General features: G+C 52.0%; 15 protein-coding genes. 10 read left to right on the top strand and 5 right to left on the bottom strand.

The features are described from left to right. The first annotated feature begins 87 nt into the window (after positions 1-87). The 10 genes from trpE (at position 88) to PHI12_00545 (ending at position 10,330) form a co-directional block, all read left to right on the top strand. Positions 88-1,554, top strand: a complete 1,467-nt coding sequence (gene trpE / locus PHI12_00590) for an anthranilate synthase component I (GenBank protein ID MDD5509307.1) — start codon at positions 88-90, stop codon at positions 1,552-1,554. Then, the gene (locus tag PHI12_00585) at positions 1,535-2,107 is read left to right on the top strand and encodes an aminodeoxychorismate/anthranilate synthase component II (GenBank protein ID MDD5509306.1); all 573 of its coding nucleotides are present in this window, start codon (positions 1,535-1,537) and stop codon (positions 2,105-2,107) included. Before trpE ends, PHI12_00585 begins: the two co-directional genes overlap by 20 nt. Positions 2,108-2,112: 5 nt before the next feature. Continuing rightward, positions 2,113-3,150, top strand: coding sequence for an anthranilate phosphoribosyltransferase (gene trpD, locus PHI12_00580; GenBank protein ID MDD5509305.1), 1,038 nt, complete (start codon positions 2,113-2,115; stop codon positions 3,148-3,150). Then, positions 3,140-3,919, top strand: coding sequence for an indole-3-glycerol phosphate synthase TrpC (gene trpC / locus PHI12_00575; protein MDD5509304.1), 780 nt, complete (start codon positions 3,140-3,142; stop codon positions 3,917-3,919). The genes trpD and trpC overlap by 11 nt, the downstream gene beginning before the upstream one ends. Next, complete coding sequence (locus tag PHI12_00570; protein ID MDD5509303.1) at positions 3,916-4,572, top strand: phosphoribosylanthranilate isomerase; 657 nt, start codon at positions 3,916-3,918, stop codon at positions 4,570-4,572. The genes trpC and PHI12_00570 overlap by 4 nt, the downstream gene beginning before the upstream one ends. Further along, positions 4,559-5,764, top strand: a complete 1,206-nt coding sequence (gene trpB / locus PHI12_00565) for a tryptophan synthase subunit beta (protein ID MDD5509302.1) — start codon at positions 4,559-4,561, stop codon at positions 5,762-5,764. The genes PHI12_00570 and trpB overlap by 14 nt, the downstream gene beginning before the upstream one ends. Beyond that, positions 5,761-6,540, top strand: coding sequence for a tryptophan synthase subunit alpha (trpA, locus tag PHI12_00560; GenBank protein MDD5509301.1), 780 nt, complete (start codon positions 5,761-5,763; stop codon positions 6,538-6,540). Before trpB ends, trpA begins: the two co-directional genes overlap by 4 nt. Before the next feature lie 129 nt (positions 6,541-6,669). Further along, a complete protein-coding gene (locus PHI12_00555; protein MDD5509300.1) occupies positions 6,670-8,028 on the top strand; it encodes a TrpB-like pyridoxal phosphate-dependent enzyme in 1,359 nt (452 codons plus the stop codon). Between the two features lie 299 nt (positions 8,029-8,327). Further along, positions 8,328-9,104, top strand: coding sequence for an RNA methyltransferase (locus PHI12_00550; GenBank protein ID MDD5509299.1), 777 nt, complete (start codon positions 8,328-8,330; stop codon positions 9,102-9,104). Positions 9,105-9,223: 119 nt separating this feature from the next. After that, the gene (locus tag PHI12_00545) at positions 9,224-10,330 is read left to right on the top strand and encodes a trypsin-like peptidase domain-containing protein (GenBank protein MDD5509298.1); all 1,107 of its coding nucleotides are present in this window, start codon (positions 9,224-9,226) and stop codon (positions 10,328-10,330) included. Here PHI12_00545 and ileS read toward each other — a convergent pair. The 5 genes from ileS to yidD all read right to left on the bottom strand — a co-directional run bounded on the left by ileS (position 10,327) and on the right by yidD (position 16,483). Beyond that, positions 10,327-13,443, bottom strand: coding sequence for an isoleucine--tRNA ligase (gene ileS / locus PHI12_00540; GenBank protein ID MDD5509297.1), 3,117 nt, complete (start codon positions 13,441-13,443; stop codon positions 10,327-10,329). The two genes, PHI12_00545 and ileS, sit on opposite strands and share 4 nt — an antisense overlap. Before the next feature lie 134 nt (positions 13,444-13,577). Beyond that, positions 13,578-14,072, bottom strand: coding sequence for a KH domain-containing protein (locus tag PHI12_00535; GenBank protein MDD5509296.1), 495 nt, complete (start codon positions 14,070-14,072; stop codon positions 13,578-13,580). A 50-nt stretch (positions 14,073-14,122) separates the two neighbouring features. Next, positions 14,123-15,058 carry a YidC/Oxa1 family membrane protein insertase gene (locus tag PHI12_00530; protein ID MDD5509295.1) on the bottom strand — a complete coding sequence of 312 codons (936 nt, stop codon included), beginning with the start codon at positions 15,056-15,058 and terminating at the stop codon, positions 14,123-14,125. Between the two features lie 55 nt (positions 15,059-15,113). Beyond that, entirely contained in the window at positions 15,114-16,241 is a 1,128-nt protein-coding gene (locus PHI12_00525) for a PQQ-like beta-propeller repeat protein (GenBank protein ID MDD5509294.1), read from the bottom strand. Between the two features lie 26 nt (positions 16,242-16,267). Further along, entirely contained in the window at positions 16,268-16,483 is a 216-nt protein-coding gene (gene yidD / locus PHI12_00520; protein ID MDD5509293.1) for a membrane protein insertion efficiency factor YidD, read from the bottom strand. Positions 16,484-16,490 lie beyond the last annotated feature (7 nt).

Here is a 16,490-nt window from a genome sequence, read left to right as displayed (position 1 = left end):
TATTCTCTGATTATGGAGTGAGGGCTAAGAAGGGTGGCACCGTGGAAGTTGAACTCCCGCCCCTTTGTAGGGGTTGGGAGTTTTTTATTGGGAGATAATATGTACTATCCTGCACTGGATGAGGCTAGAGAACTGGCCAGATATGGTAATCTGATACCGGTATATTGTGAGATTATGGCTGATCTGGAAACGCCGGTATCTGCCTATCTTAAGGTAGCTCGCGGGGATTACTCTTTCCTACTCGAGAGTGTAGAGGGTGGCGAGCAACTGGCCCGCTACAGCTTTATCGGTACCGAGCCCGCCCTGGTTCTGAGAGCCGAGACCAATAATTCTGTTGATCCCCTATCCCTTATCGAAAAGGAGCTCGCTCGTTTCCGACTGGCGACTGACAGCGGCTTGCCCCGTTTTCATGGAGGGATGGTCGGCTACTTGGGCTATGAAGTCGCCCGCTACTTTGAAGAGCTACCTTCCCCTCAGTCTGATACACTGGGCCTTCCAGAATCAGTATTCATGCTGGCGGACACCCTGCTCATTTTCGATCATCTCACCCATAAGATAAAGGTGGTCTCGCATGTTCATGTAAACGGCGATGTTGAGGCTGCCTATCGGAATGCAACCAATAAAATTGATGTCCTGGTGGCGAGGTTAAGGCAGCCGATTAGCCCTCAATACCATTTATCTATTTCACATGAACAATCCCCGGCTCCAGCCTCCTCGAACCTTTCCCGGACAGAGTTTGAGGAAAGAGTGCGTCGAGCTAAGGAGTACATCTGTGCCGGTGATATTATCCAGGTAGTCCTGTCTCAGAGGTTGGCCAGACCGACCACCGCCAGTCCCTTTACCCTGTACCGGGCGCTACGCTCTCTCAACCCATCGCCTTATATGTACTATCTTAAAATGGGGGACTGCCACATTGTGGGGGCATCTCCTGAGTTACTGGTAAGGGTGGAAGGCGGAATAGTATCCAACCACCCCATTGCCGGTACCCGTCCCCGGGGTAGAGATGTTGCCCAGGATTTGGCCCTGGAAGAAGACCTTAAGAGCGATGAGAAGGAACGTGCCGAGCATATTATGCTGGTGGACCTTGGTCGTAATGATATCGGGCGGGTCAGCGAACCGGGTACAGTCAAGGTAACTCAGCTTATGGGTATTGAACGCTATTCTCACGTTATGCATCTGGTATCGCATGTCGAAGGCAGACTGAAGAACGGTCTTTCCCAGTTCGATGCCCTGCGTGCCTGTTTCCCGGCCGGGACAGTGTCGGGGGCACCGAAGGTTCGGGCGATGGAGATTATCGCTGAGCTGGAACCGGACAAGAGGGGGCCCTATGCCGGTGCAGTGGGATACTTCGGTTTCTCCGGTAATATGGATACTGCCATAAACATCCGTACCAGTATTATCAAGGATGGTGTTGCTTATACTCAGGCTGGCGCGGGTATTGTCGCCGATAGTATTCCCGAGCGTGAATACCAGGAAAGCTTAAACAAAGCCCAGGCATTAATAACAGCGATGGAACAGGCGGAGATGGTCAGCCATGCTGCTTTTGATAGATAATTACGACAGCTTTACCTACAACCTCTACCAGTACTTGAGCGAGCTGGGAGAAGAGGTATGGGTAGTCCGTAACGACAGAGTAAAACTGGGGGAAATTGATGCCAGGTTACCCCGGCGTATCGTTATCTCACCGGGGCCGGGCACTCCGGAGCAGGCCGGCATATCCAATGAGGTTATCCGTGAATTCGGTAGCAAGCTCCCTATCCTGGGTGTCTGTTTGGGGCACCAGTGTATCGGTTACAGCTACGGAGCTAAGATCGGCCGCGCCGCTGAAATCAAACACGGTAAGTCCTCGCTTATCTATCACGACGGAAGGGGTCTCTTCAAGGGGCTGCCCAATCCCTTTCCTGCTATTCGCTATCACTCCCTGGCGGTAATGAGTGATTGTCTGCCCGACTGTCTTGAGGTCAGTGCCCGGACGGCGGATGGTATCGTTATGGGGCTGCGTCATCGCCGGTTCTCGGTAGAGGGTGTCCAGTTCCACCCGGAGTCGATTATGACTGATGTAGGTAAGGACCTGCTGAAAAACTTTCTGGACTACGTGAGGCAGTAAGAAAAATGATCAGAGACGCTATCGGAATGGTTGCGGATGGCTGTTCGCTCACTTTTGAACAGGCCTCAGCAGTAATGAGTGAAATAATGGATGGTGATGCGACGCCTTCGCAGATTGCCGCCCTGGTCGTGGCACTGCGGGTTAAAGGAGAGACCGTAGATGAGATAGCCGGATTGGCCAGTATTATGCGTGATAGGGCGATACCGGTCAGGACGGCCCTCCCGGTAGTTGATACCTGCGGCATGGGAGGCGATGAGTTTGGAAGCGCCAATATCTCTACGATAGCTGCTCTGATAGCATCCGGAGCCGGGATTAAGGTGGCTAAACACGGGAACCGGGCAATGAGCAGCTGTTGTGGTAGCGCCGATGTTCTGGAAGCACTGGGGGTTAAAATCGACCTCGGGGCAGAGGCGGTAGCCGAGTGTCTGGAGAGAATAGGCCTGTGTTTTATGCTGGCAACTATCTTCCACCCCTCGATGAGGTTTGCTGCTGCCACCCGTCGGGAGATTGGCATCCGTACCGTATTCAATATCCTGGGCCCGTTGACTAACCCGGCCCGAGCCGAATTCCAAGTTGTCGGTGTACCCACTTTAGAATTGAGTGAGAAAACAGCCCGCGTCCTGCATACCCTGGGTAGCAAGCATGCTCTGGTAGTGCATGGTAATGACGGCATGGATGAAATATCTATAAGCAGTGCTACCCTGATCCGGGAGGTCACTCTGGAAGGGGTACTATCTCCCTATGAAGTCTCTCCGAATGATTTCGGCTTTGAAGAGGCGGGGCCCGAGGAGATTAAGGGGGGTACCGCTAAGGATAATGCTGAAATAATACGTCGTATCCTGGGTGGAGAGCGTGGAGCGGGACGTAATATTGCCGTTATGAATGCAGCAGCGGCTATGGTCGTCGGCAAAAAGTCTTCGGACCTGGTGGCAGGAGCACGCCTCGCTGAAGAGGTAATCGATAGCGGTATGGCTCTGGAAAAGCTTAATGCCCTGGTAAAATTAAGCCAGGGTCTGGACAGGGATGTTGTCAATGGTAAATAACGTGCTTAACATGATTGTTGCCGATAAAAGAGAAGAGCTTGAGGCAAGGAAGCTGGAAATGCCACTATTCGCTCTGGAAGAACGGATTGCTCAACGACGTGTGCCACTTGATTTTGGCTCGGCCATCAATCAGAGCCGGATTCAGTTGATTGCCGAGGTCAAGCAATCATCACCATCACGGGGGGTGCTCTGTAATGATTTCAGCCCGGTTGGATTGGCTAACGAGTACGCTGCTGGTGGTGCGGTAGCCATCTCGGTACTCACCGAGGCAAACTACTTTGGTGGTAGCATCGACTACCTGGCTGCTATCAGGATGGAGGTCAACCTACCACTGCTAAGAAAGGACTTTATCTTCGATCCCTACCAGATATACGAGTCATCAGCTTATGGCGCTGATGCCCTGTTGTTGATAGTAGGTATCTTGAGCCAGCAGCAGCTTGATGAGTTGCTTTCCTTAAGCCACAGCTTTGGTATGGGATGTCTGGTTGAGGTTCATAATGAGGCCGAGATAGGCCGGGCCCTTCAGGCTAAGGCTCGGGTTATCGGCATCAACAATCGGGATTTGGGCAACTTTACTGTTGATATTAATACCACCTGCCGGCTGCGGCCGTTACTGCCTGAACCGACCATCGTAGTTAGCGAGAGCGGCATCAACAGCCGTCTTGATGTGACAAGACTGGAGGAGTGTGGTGTCGATGCAGTACTGGTCGGAGAGGCTCTGGTTGCCACTAATGATGTTGCGGGTAAGATAAGGGAGTTGATGTTATGACCCGGATCAAGATTTGCGGCATCACTGAAAAATCGCATGCTCTGGCGGCTATCGAGTCCGGCAGTGATTTTGTCGGGCTGGTTTTTGCTCCCAGTCGGCGGCAGGTAAGCATATCCCGGGCGCAGGAGATAGTCAGTGTAATTAAAGAACATAGCAATACGGTCGAGGTGGTGGGAGTCTTCGTTAATGTACCTGCTCCTGTCGTGAACAGGATTGCCGCCACCTGCAGTTTGGACTGTATCCAGCTGAGCGGTGATGAGCCATGGGCGTACTGCCGTGAGATTACTCGGCCGTTGATTAAGGCGGTGAGGGTAGCCCAGGGACAGGATCCTGCGGTAATATGTGATGCTTTAGCCAGTGCAGACAGGTTGCTATCCAGTCAGCGGCACCTTTACCTTCTTGACTCTCTGGTTAAAGACAGCTATGGTGGAACAGGGATAACCTCCGACTGGAAACTCTTTCGAGAGGTAGCCCGGCAGTTTCCTGTAATTATCGCCGGAGGGCTCACTCCGGAAAATGCGGTCCGGGCTATTGAGATGATATCACCATGGGGTGTCGATGTCTCCTCCGGGGTGGAATCAGCCGGAATAAAGGATGTAGCTAGAATTAAAGCCTTTGTCGATGCGGTAAGGAGGGCCGATGGGAGAGAATAACAGGCAGTTGCCTAACCAACGGGGATACTTTGGCGAATTCGGTGGGAAATTTGTCCCCGAGACACTGATGCCGGCGCTTGGGGAACTGGAGCAGGCCTATCTAAGCGCCCGGGCCGACCCTGCCTTCGAACGTCGGTTTGAGCAGCTATGTCGGCAGTATGTCGGTAGGCCTACCCCATTGTACCCGGCAGAGCAGCTGTCAGCAGAGATGGGCGGCGCTGTCATCTTGCTGAAACGGGAAGACCTGGCTCACACCGGTGCCCACAAGATTAACAATGCCCTGGGTCAGGGATTGCTGGCGAAGCGGATGGGGAAAACACGAATTATTGCCGAGACCGGTGCCGGGCAGCATGGGGTAGCTACCGCTACGGTATGCGCGATGTTGAGCCTCAAATGTATCATCTATATGGGTGAAGATGATATCAAGCGCCAGTCACCTAATGTCTTCCGTATGAAACTGCTGGGTGCCGAGGTGCGCTCCGTAGAATCAGGCAGTCGTACTCTGAAGGATGCCATCAATGAGGCCATCCGGGACTGGGTTACCAATGTCGAAACCACCTACTATCTCTTCGGTACTGTGGCCGGTCCGCACCCATATCCGATGATTGTCCGTGACTTCCAGTCGGTAATCGGCAGGGAAGCAAAAGCCCAGATCAGGACTATGTATAACCGGCTTCCCGACTATCTGGTTGCCTGTGTCGGTGGGGGAAGCAATGCTATGGGACTGTTCTCGCCTTTTTATAACAATAAAGAGGTTAAATTCATTGGCGTAGAAGCCGCCGGAGCCGGGCTGAAGAGTGGCCGCCACGCCGCTTCGCTGTCTGCGGGCAGGAGTGGTGTGCTGCACGGTACCAGGTCGTACCTGCTTCAGGATAGTAGCGGTCAGATAATAGAGACTCACAGCATTGCTCCCGGTCTGGACTATCCTGGGGTTGGCCCCGAGCACAGCTACTATAAGGATACCGGCCGGGCCAGCTATGTGGCGGTTACTGATGCCGAGGCGCTGGAAGGTTTTCGGCTTCTCTGTCATACCGAGGGTATCATTCCGGCACTGGAATCGGCCCATGCCATATACTACGGGGCTAGACTGGCCGCCGGTTTGACACGAGACCAGCTTGTCGTAGTGAATCTCTCCGGCCGTGGTGACAAGGATTTGGCTATTGTCGTTGAAACGATGGGGATGGAGCTATGAGTCGTATTCAGAATATCTTTAGACCGGGATATAGGGTGCTGATTGCCTACCTCACTTTGGGCTATCCATCATTGGAAGCAACTATTGAGGCAGCAGTCCTGCTTGCCGGAAGCGGCTGCGATCTTATTGAACTGGGTATCCCTTTCTCCGATCCGCTGGCTGACGGCGCTACTATCCAGAAAGCAAGCTATCAGGCCCTCAAGCGTGGGGTTACGTTACAGGTCTGCCTTGAAGCAGCGCAGGAGATAAAACGGAGGATAGCAACGCCGCTGGTCTTTATGGGATACTATAACCCGATACTAAACTTTGGACTGGAGGCATTCTGCCACTCGGCAAACCGGACCGGTGTTGATGGTTTGATAATCCCGGACCTGCCGCCGGAAGAAGGAGAAGAACTGGAGGCGAATATGAAAAAATACGGGCTGGATCCTATCTACCTGCTCAGCCCTGCCAGTTCCGAGGAACGTATCTTGCTGGTGGCGCAGAGGTCCCGGGGGTTTATCTATCTGGTTTCCCTGACCGGTGTCACCGGAGCCAGGCAAAGCCTGCCCCCGGGGTTGGAGAGTTTTGTCCAGCGAGTCAGAGGAAAAACAGAACTCCCTCTCTGCGTTGGCTTCGGTATATCCAGCCCGGAACAGGCCGGTAGAGTAGCCAGAATAGCCGATGGTGTTATTGTCGGCAGCCGCCTCATTCAGCTAATCGAAGAAGATAACTCTCTCTCTTCTCTGAAGTCTTTTGTTCGGAGCTTGAGAGAGACTCTTGATCAATATCACTGAAGGAGAAAGGAGGAGACCTTATAGAAGACAGGTTGCTATGATTACAGTGATACTATTATTATTAAGGTATCCCCTTATGTCATAAGGGTAAAGATGCCCCAATAAATGGAAGAATTACAGGAGGTAAAATTGGAAAGAACGAAGTTTATTCTTGATGAAGAAAAGATGCCGACCAGATGGTATAACATCCTGCCCGATCTCCCTGAACCGCTGCCGCCGGTCTTGCACCCGGGAACCAAGCAGCCGGTAACCCCCGACGATTTAGCACCTCTGTTTCCAATGGGTCTTATCATGCAGGAATTCAGCCCTGAGCGCTACATCGAGATTCCGGAAGAAGTACAGGTAATTTACCGTACCTGGAGGCCGACTATTCTGTATCGGGCACACCGGTTGGAGAAGCACTTGGACACGCCGGCTAAGATTTTCTACAAGTATGAGGGAACCAGTCAAGCGGGTAGTCACAAACTTAACACCGCAGTCGCACAGGCGTATTACAATAAGGTGGAAGGTACCAGACGGATAGCGACCGAAACCGGAGCCGGGCAGTGGGGCAGTGCCCTGGCAATGGGCTGCAGGTTCTTTGATATTGAACTCAAGGTATATATGGTCAGGATCAGCTATAACCAGAAGCCCTACCGCCGCGTTATGATGGAGGCCTGGGGTGCCCATTGTGTCCCCAGTCCCAGCCCTGATACCAAGGCAGGACGGGATATGCTGGCGAAGGACCCCGACTGTCCCGGTAGCCTGGGGTTGGCCATCAGTGAAGCAGTCGAGGATGCTGCCCTCCGTGATGATACCCATTATTCACTGGGCAGCGTGCTCAACCATGTTCTGCTGCATCAGACCATCATTGGGGAGGAGACTAGACTGCAAATGGAGATGGCTAATGCCTATCCTGATATTATCGTGGGCTGTATGGGAGGCGGCTCAAATTTCGCCGGGCAATTCATACCCTGGATGAGGGATAAGCTCAGCGGAGCCAAGCCTGACCTGCAAATCATCGGTGTTGAACCGGCAAGCTGTCCTACTCTGACCAGGGGACCATATGCCTATGATTTCGGTGATGTAGCGGGGTTGACCCCTTTGCTTAAGATGTATACCCTGGGTCATGGTTTTATCCCGCCACCGGTTCATGCCGGAGGACTGCGCTACCACGGTATGGCGCCTATTATATGTCATCTTCATAAGCTGGGACTTGTGGAAGCCAGGGCCGAGCACCAGCTGGCTACCTTCGAAGCAGGGATAACCTTTGCCCGTACTGAAGGCATTCTTAGTGCCCCGGAACCGATGCACGCCATCAAAGTAGTAATTGATGAAGCCCTTAAGTGTCGGGAGTCTGGCGAAGCGAAGACTATCCTTCTCGCCCATAGCGGGCACGGGCATGTTGATCTAGGCGCTTATGAGGCTTATCTATCCGGTAAACTTGAGGATTACGCGTTTCCCGAAGATAAACTTAAAGAGTCATTGGCCGAACTGCCTGAGGTGTGAAGCGAGACCGGGCCATAAATTGACTCTGGATAGCGTTGTTTCTGGAGAAATGCCCCTGACACAGAGTGTCAGGGGCATTTATTACCGGAGCGTTTGCCTGTACCGGGGCAAACATTATGTTAACCACTCTCCGTTTTAGAGGCGAATAGCTTATCAGACAGTTCTTTAAGGGGCTATTGACAGAACCTATCGGTCGGATTAAAGTTTCTATTATCTGCGTTTGGTTATGATAATAGTAGTACCGATACACCGTAGTACCGATACACCTCGCCTGTTCGGAAAATGGATGGTAGGAGCGTATGCCGCAAACACCAGTTAATAAAAATGTCCCGTTAAAGCCAATCAAATGGTATAAGATGCTTGCCACCACCAAGGGGCGGCAGGAAGCCGGGGTCTTTCTTATTGAGGGAGACAGGGCAATCAGGCAGATTATCGAGAGCTGTCCGGATGAGATAACCGAGATTATAACCAAGGAGGAACTGGCTCCTGTGTATTCTAATTATCCCCGGCGCGAGGTTACTGAGGGCCAGTTCCGCAGGATCTGTCTTACTAAAACACCCCAGGGGCCTATTGCCGTTGTCCGTATCCCCATGGGTATCTATTCCGACCTGCTGCCCAAAGGCAGCGGCGGTAGGGTTCTTTTGCTGGAAGATATCCAGGACCCCGGTAATGTGGGTACTCTTATCCGCAGCGCTGCCGCCTTTGATTATGCCGGGGTTGTACTCAGTGAAAAGTGTGCCGATCCCCTATCGCCAAAGTGTGTCCAGTCGACAGCCGGTAGTATTCTATCGCTATGGATAAGACGAACTCCCCATTATCTGGAGCTGGTGAAGAGACTAAAGGAAAGTGGCTACTCACTGATCGTTGCGGCACTTGAAGGCACCGATAGGCCCTCAGTTCTGCACGGTAAGGATAGTCTTTTACTGGCGTTGGGCAATGAAGCTGTCGGTCCCTCGCCGGTATTGATGGATATGGCAGACTACAAAGTCAGAATTGCCATTACACAGAGTAAGGCAGAATCGCTGAACGTAGCTATCTGCGGGGCAATCTGTATTTATTTAAGCGCCCGGCAATAGCACTTCTATCGTCATAACTCCGGTCCGCAATGATAAATCGGGGTCGGTACAGGTTATATGAGTAAATTACTCGTAATTGCTTTCAACATTTGCGCGTGCTACAATGTTACCTAGTGGAAATGATAAAGCTGAAATACGCACTAGTTGTATTTCTTCTCTCCTCCTTTGTTATGCTGAGCAGCGGCTGTAATTGGATAGATATAGCCGGTGACTGGCTGACGCAAGAACCTGAGGTGGAAGAACCCCCGGCAGTTTCTATTCCCACACAGCCGGCGGCTACTCCTATCGACCCCGCCTGGCAGCCACCGCCCTGTGATGAGGGCGAGCCGCCTCTTCCCGATTTTGTTGATGTTGTGGCTAAGGTCAAGCCCTCGGTAGTATCGATACAGACAGAGGCGGGTGCCGGCTCAGGCTGGATTATCGAGGAGGATGGGATTATCGTGACCAATAATCATGTGGTTAGCGGTGCCAGGGATATTGCCATACTTCTGGATGACGGCAGGACGTTCCCGGCTCAAGAGGTACGTACCGATCCGCTTACCGACCTGGCCGTGGTCACTATTGATGTCCAGGACCTGCCCGCAGCCGACATCGGAGATTCTTCGAAGCTGCAGCTGGGAGAGCCGGTGGCAGTAATCGGTAATGCCTTGGGGGAGGGGATAAGTATGACCGGAGGCTGGATCAGCCAACTCGAGGTTACCCTGCCGGTATCAGCAGGGCAGACGCTAGATGACCTTATCCGTACCGATGCTGCCATTAACCCCGGTAACAGTGGCGGACCGCTGGTTAATATGGCGGGGGAGGTGATCGGCATCACCAGTGTCAAAATTGCCCAGGTTGGTGTCGAGGGCTTCGGCTATGCTATCAGCATCAATACTGCTAAAGATGTCATCGATCAGCTGATTGTGAGGGGTTACGTGCTCCGTACCTACCTGGGAGTCCGGCTTTCCGACGTGAACCCGGTAGTGGCTTTCTTTAACAATCTATCCGTAGATAAAGGGGCTATGGTAACCTTTGTTTCTCCGGATAGCCCGGCGGATAAAGTCGGTCTTAAAGAGGGAGATGTCATCGTGGGTCTGGATGATGAGGAAATAGCCAATGGCCGGGACTTAATCGAGGGTATACACTCCCGCCAGGTCGGACAGGAGGTCAAGATAGTCTACTGGCGTGGTACTACTGAATATACCGCCTATGCTACTCTGGTGGAAAGCCCGCCACCATACTAGTCCAGCCGGCTCACTCCCAGTACCATATCGTGTCCCCCCAGTCTGTAGCTCTCGGTAAAGGCGTCTTCCGAGGGGGCGCTTTCGATGAGCTCTTGGGATAGTGTTTCCTGCTTGATGTAGCCGGCAAAGCCACTCATTACTTGCCGGACATAAACCCCACCCTGATAATAGGTTGTAATATGGTCGGTAATATCAAATCCGGCGGAGCGGCGCATCGTCTGTAGTCGGTGTACTATCTCACGTGCCATCCCCTCGGCAAGAAGTTCCGCTGAAATTTCAGTGGGGACAGCAATCGAATAGTCACCCTCCGCACTGATAACGTAGCCTTTTTTCCCCAGAGCGGTCATATTATCAATAACCTGGAGTTCTTTTATGTTAAGCTCTTCCAGTACCTCGGGCTTAACTCTCTCCAGTTCCTGACGCTCTGATGTTGAAGCCAAGCCAACGTAATTGATTGCCAGCGGCTGGCGGACCTTTATACCCGCTTTGCTGCGGGCTGCCCGCCCCAGGCTTGATATCTTCATCGCCAGGCGGGTATCGCTGGACAACTGGTTATCGATCAAGGTCACATCAGACAAAGGAAAGTCGGCCAGATGGACGCTTGAGGGAGCCTGGGGAAATACCGTGCCGACCAGGTTCCGGTACAGTTCCTCGGCCAGGAAGGGTGTAAACGGGGCCAGCAGCTTGGAGAGTGTAGCCAAACACTGATAAAGGGTTTGGTATGCCGCGAGCTTATCGGCATCATCCTCACTCTTCCAGAACCGCCGGCGGCTGCGGCGTACATACCAGTTAGAGAGAACGTCCACAAAGTCTTCTATCTTACGACCTGCCTCGGTAGGGTTGTAAGCTTCCAGTGCCTGATCAACATCAATGATTAGTTGATTAAGCTCGGAGATAACCCACTTATCGATTCCCGATGGTTCCGACATTCCTCCCGTTCCGGGAGTGAAATGGTCGATATTGGCGTAGGTTACAAAGAAAGAATATACATTCCACAGTGTGAGCAGGAAGCGGCGGCTTATCTCGGAGACCAGCTTTTCTGAGAAGCGGCGCACGTTGCCCGGTGGTGAAGCCGTAAGGCAGTACCAGCGTAGCGCATCGGCACCATATCTATCTATCATCGCCATGGGTTCGACCACATTTCCTTTCGCCTTACTCATCTTTTCACCCTTATCGTCCAGGATATGTCCCAGACAAATGACATTCCTGAAACTGGGCTGACCAAACAATAGTGTAGAGATAGCATGCAGACTGTAAAACCAGCCCCGTGTCTGATCGACTGCTTCACAGATGTAATCGGCCGGGAAGCGGCCGTCCTTTATTAGACTTCCGTTTTCAAACGGGTAGTGCCATTGAGCAATAGGCATTGCGCCGGAATCAAACCAGCAATCAATTACTTCGAGTTCCCGCTTCATCTGTGCTCCACACTGGCAGCAGCGGAATGTTATTTCATCAACAAAGGGACGGTGCATGTCCAGGGGTTCCTTAAATCCACTCGCACCGGGTTTATTCTTCAGCTCGTTGATGCCACCGATACACTCACAGTTGCCACAGGACTCGCAGCGCCACACCGGCAGCGGCGTACCCCAGTAGCGCTCACGGGAAAAAGCCCAGTCAATATTGTTCTTAAGCCAGTCACCGAAACGACCGTACTTGATATGCTCGGGGTACCAGTTTATCTCCTGGTTCCCCTTAATAAGCTCCTCTTTTACCGCAGTGGTCCGGATATACCAGGTCTGCTTGGCATAATAGAGCAGAGGTGTTTCACAACGCCAGCAGAAGGGATAGGTATGGTGAATTGTCTCGCTGCGGAATAGCAGCCCCTTTGTCTTGAGGTCATCCAGAATAAGAGGATCAGCCTCCTTGACAAACCTGTCTGAGAATGGGTAACTACCGGTAATCTTACCCTCCAGGTTAACCGGGTGGACGAAATCAAGGACATTATCCAGCCCTGCCTGGTAGTCGGTCTCACCATAGGCGGGAGCAATGTGAACGATGCCGGTACCGTCCTCCATGGTAACGAACCCGGTAGTAATCACCGGGTAGTTTAGAGTCCCTCCCCGCTTCCATATGATGTCTGCCGAAGGCCTTCCCTTCTTATCCAGTTGTGTCATTGTCTGGACAGTTATTCCATAATCATGCGGGTTAAATAGAGGCTCGTACCTCAAATCGACCAAATCGATACCCTTCACCTTGGCAATAGCGGACATATTATCTAACCCGACCTGCCCCATCCGGGCAGAAGATAGAATAAGGTATTCATTATCAAGTTCTACAATGGAATATTCAGCGTCGGCGGACACTGCCAGAGCCGTATTACCCGGTAGTGTCCACGGTGTGGTTGTCCAGGCTAGCAAGTAAACCGGTTTGCTTCCCACCAGGTCAATAAGCCACCTGGCAAAATCTGCTGCCCTGTTGCCATAACCATCGCGTAGTTCCTCGAGGAATCCCGGCTTTTTATATAGCGACTTTGCAATTTCAAACTTTATGTAAACCGACGGGTCCTCAGTATCATCCTGATAGCCCTGGGCAACTTCGTGAGAGCTTAAGGACGTACCACAGCGCGGGCAGTGCGGGGTAACCCGATGGCCCTGATATACTAGTCCCTTGTCCCACATCTGCTTGATCGCCCACCAGACAGTCTCAATATAGTTATTGTCCATGGTGATATAGGGGTGCTCTAGATCAACCCAAAAACCGATACGCTCGGTCATCGTGTTCCATTCCTTGAGATATCCCAGAACACTCTTACGGCAGAGGGAATTAAAACGGTCGATGCCGTATTCCTCAATCTGGGCTTTGTTGGAGAAACTCAGCTTCCTTTCCACTTCCAGCTCTACCGGCAGTCCGTGGGTATCCCACCCGGCGATACGGGGGGCATAATAGCCTTTCATTGTCTTGTAGCGAGGGATAATGTCCTTAAAAACACGGGCCAGCACGTGGTGTATCCCGGGACTGCCGTTGGCGGTGGGCGGGCCTTCATAGAAGACGAAGCGACTTTCCCCTTTCCGGTTATCAACGCTTCGCTTAAAGATGCAGTTTTGTTGCCACCAGGTTAATATAGATTTCTCCATCTCCGGGAAAGAAACCCGGCTGGCTACGGCGCGGAACATAAACAGACCTTTCTAGCAAAATAGTGTTCGATATAAAAATCCCGTCCTCCCGGACGGAACTGAGACGATGCGGTAACTACTGACCTGTCCGACCGGATAACTACCACACTAACAGTATAATCCCGGAAGAACTTTTACAGCTTCGGGCGAATAACGACCTTACGAGCCTCACCCAGGCCGATGCTTTCAGTGGTAACATCAGGGTGGTCAGCCAGGGCTAGATGGATAACACGTCGCTCATATGCTGGCATCGGCTCCAGGGTAAATGGCTTTCTCCTGTCCTTGACCTGCTGGGCCAAACGACATGCCAAAGCCTGCAACTTTTCAAAGCGGCCTTGCTTGTAACCCTCGACGTCAATAACGATGGGCAGCCAGGTTTTCGTTTGATGGCCTACGATAAGCCTGAGGATAAATTGCAGGCAGGCCAGGGTTTGTCCCCGCCGCCCGATTAAAATCCCCAGGTCATCGCCTTCAATATCAAAGACAACCGGAGCGGGGGAATCTTCTTCACCAACATCTTCATTAGACTGCAGTACCACTGAAGCATCCAAGCCAATCTTTTCTATCAGTGCTTCCAGGACACTTCTGGCTACTTCAGTAATATTGGTCTCTTCTCCGCTGATAGACACTGATGACTCCCCCCTAATCTAGTTTGCTTTCCCTGCACACTAAGCCCGTTTTACCTCCCCCTGGAACGATGGCCTTTGCTTCGTTTCGACTGATGCCGGATCGTTTTCGCGCCTCCCGGGTAGCTTATGCCACGGAGCTTATCCGGAGATGATTCGTCACCTGTTTTCTCTTCGGGAGTACTGGCTGGTATCACAATGTCAGCCTCCATAGCCGTAATACTGGCTGACTGCTCCGCCTGGGCGATACGTTTCTTAAGATCACCACCACCCTTGCCGACACTGGTTTTGATCGTTGTCTTACCGTCTTTAGAGCGGGACAGACCTCCCCATCCGCCGGTAATAAAATATTGCATTATGATTGTAATGACATTAGATGCCACCCAGTAGAGAGCCAGACCGCTGGGGAAGCTCATTGCCAGAAAACCAAACATCAGCGGCATCATCCACAGCATCAACTGACTCTGCGAGCGTTGCTGCGGGTCGGTGGTGTCAGGTGTTACCATCTTTTGTTGGAGCCACATGGTAACGCCAACCAGAACGGCCAGAGGTGTGTCGGGATTTTGCAGACTGAACCAGAGAAAGCTGTTGTCTAAAGGAACCATCGTATAGACTACTGGCCATGACCAAAGGGATTTGGATAGGGTTAGTAGGTCCTCGGGAGTTACGGCTAAAAGCCGGATAATCGACTGGTAGAGGGCTATCCAGATAGGCATCTGGATTAGCATGGGTATCCCGCAGCCAGCCGGGCTTATACCCGACTCCCGATATAGCTTCATCTGTTCTTCAGCCAACCGCTGCTTATCCCTGGCATACTTTTTCTGCAGCTCGGCGATCTTAGGCTGAAGATCCTGCATTGCCTTAGTAGAACGAAGTTGCTTTACGGTAAGGGGATACATAGCGAAGCGAATAATAATGGTCAAAATAATGATAGTCAGTCCCAGGCTGCCAAACAGGTAGCTGGACAACGCGACCAGCGAGTTTAGCATCAATGCTACTGGACCTGCATACCACCATTCCATTAACTAAAGCTACCTCACTTACCTAACTTAGAGAGACGGGTACCCATATCTCTCTCCCCGTCTCGACATCAACCGCATAAAGAGTATCATTCTTCGAGGTCTGAGCATGAATATAGATGACTCCCTCACTGGCAACCAGGGGAGCGAATATCCCTTCATCGTCGTTCTTTACCTGAAATATTGAGGTGGGGACCCGATTGCTGCCGGCATCCAGGGAAAACACCCTGCCCTCCTGAGAAGCAATAATAATCTTATCGCCAACCACTACCGGCGATGAGGTTATCGGGCTGTCCAACTCGATGGGGGCAGCTAATTCGTAGCCGTTTTCGGCATTTAGTACATAGACCTTACCGTCAAGATTCGGTGCATAGATGACATTATCATAGGCCGCCGGTTGTGCCCAGAACCATTTGCCGGCTTCAATTTCAGAACGCCATCTCAGGCTGCCGTCAGCAGCATCAACGGCATAAATATGCCTGTCAAAGGAGCCGAAATATACCGTATTGTTATAGACAAGGGGCGTCGAGGCAATGGCACCATCAGCTTCAAAGTGCCACTTTTCAGTGCCGTCGGCAGCATTCAGAGCGTAGACCTTTTTGTCAAAAGAGCTGATGTATATTGTCTCCCCGCTGATCACCGGGATTGACCAGATCTTATCTCCGGTCGAGAATTCCCACTCCTTACGGAGTTCAGCTGTATTGATGGCATAGACCTTACCGTCATTACAGCCAAAATAGACCTTCCCCCCGGATAAAAGCAGGCCGCCGATTATAGGCTCAAGATTCTCATCAGGAGGATATACCCACCCCCGATATCCCGTGGTAGAACTGACGGTGTAGACCCTGCCGTCATAGCCGCCGATATAGACCAGATCCCCTTCCGCTGCCGGGATACCGTAGAAAGCCGTTGTCCCTTTCGATGTCTCCAGAGAGCAATCTGGCCATAAGCGGTTACCATCCGATTTATTCAGGCCGACCAGTTCTCCTTCGAGAGAAGCGACAAAAAGAGCGTCATCTGTTACTGTCACCCCTGACCAGCCTATCGGCTTTGACTTTACAGTGCAGCCGGAAAGTAGTAGGCCACCGAGAACCAGTATCACTGCGAGCAGGAGTAATAGCTTGCCCGGTAGTACCTTATCTTTAATCTGCACTTATCTACTCACACCCCACGAAAATATCATTTATTGGGCACTGGATCATAACCACCCGGGTATAGAGGATGACATCGGGCTATTCTCTTTGCTCCCAGCCAGATCCCTTTGAAAACCCCGAACCTCTCAATAGCTTCGTAGGTATATTGAGAGCAGGTCGGGTAATAGCGGCAGGACGGGGCCCGGGCCGGCGAGATGTATTCCTGGTAAAATCTGATCAACGCTAAAGCTAACTTCTTCATGCTCCTC

The organism is Dehalococcoidales bacterium (assembly GCA_028716225.1).
Lineage (GTDB): Bacteria > Chloroflexota > Dehalococcoidia > Dehalococcoidales > UBA5760 > UBA5760.
This window is presented reverse-complemented; position numbering and strand designations above follow the sequence as displayed.

Coding starts and splice junctions, on each gene's coding strand:
- PHI12_00545 (MDD5509298.1), top strand. CDS start 9,224: ATGATAAAGCTGAAATACGCACTAGTTGTATTTCTTCTCTCCTCCTTT.
- PHI12_00585 (MDD5509306.1), top strand. CDS start 1,535: ATGCTGCTTTTGATAGATAATTACGACAGCTTTACCTACAACCTCTAC.
- PHI12_00530 (MDD5509295.1), bottom strand. CDS start 15,058: ATGCTAAACTCGCTGGTCGCGTTGTCCAGCTACCTGTTTGGCAGCCTG.
- trpC (MDD5509304.1), top strand. CDS start 3,140: ATGGTAAATAACGTGCTTAACATGATTGTTGCCGATAAAAGAGAAGAG.
- PHI12_00550 (MDD5509299.1), top strand. CDS start 8,328: ATGCCGCAAACACCAGTTAATAAAAATGTCCCGTTAAAGCCAATCAAA.
- ileS (MDD5509297.1), bottom strand. CDS start 13,443: ATGTTCCGCGCCGTAGCCAGCCGGGTTTCTTTCCCGGAGATGGAGAAA.
- yidD (MDD5509293.1), bottom strand. CDS start 16,483: ATGAAGAAGTTAGCTTTAGCGTTGATCAGATTTTACCAGGAATACATC.
- PHI12_00570 (MDD5509303.1), top strand. CDS start 3,916: ATGACCCGGATCAAGATTTGCGGCATCACTGAAAAATCGCATGCTCTG.
- trpA (MDD5509301.1), top strand. CDS start 5,761: ATGAGTCGTATTCAGAATATCTTTAGACCGGGATATAGGGTGCTGATT.
- trpB (MDD5509302.1), top strand. CDS start 4,559: ATGGGAGAGAATAACAGGCAGTTGCCTAACCAACGGGGATACTTTGGC.
- trpD (MDD5509305.1), top strand. CDS start 2,113: ATGATCAGAGACGCTATCGGAATGGTTGCGGATGGCTGTTCGCTCACT.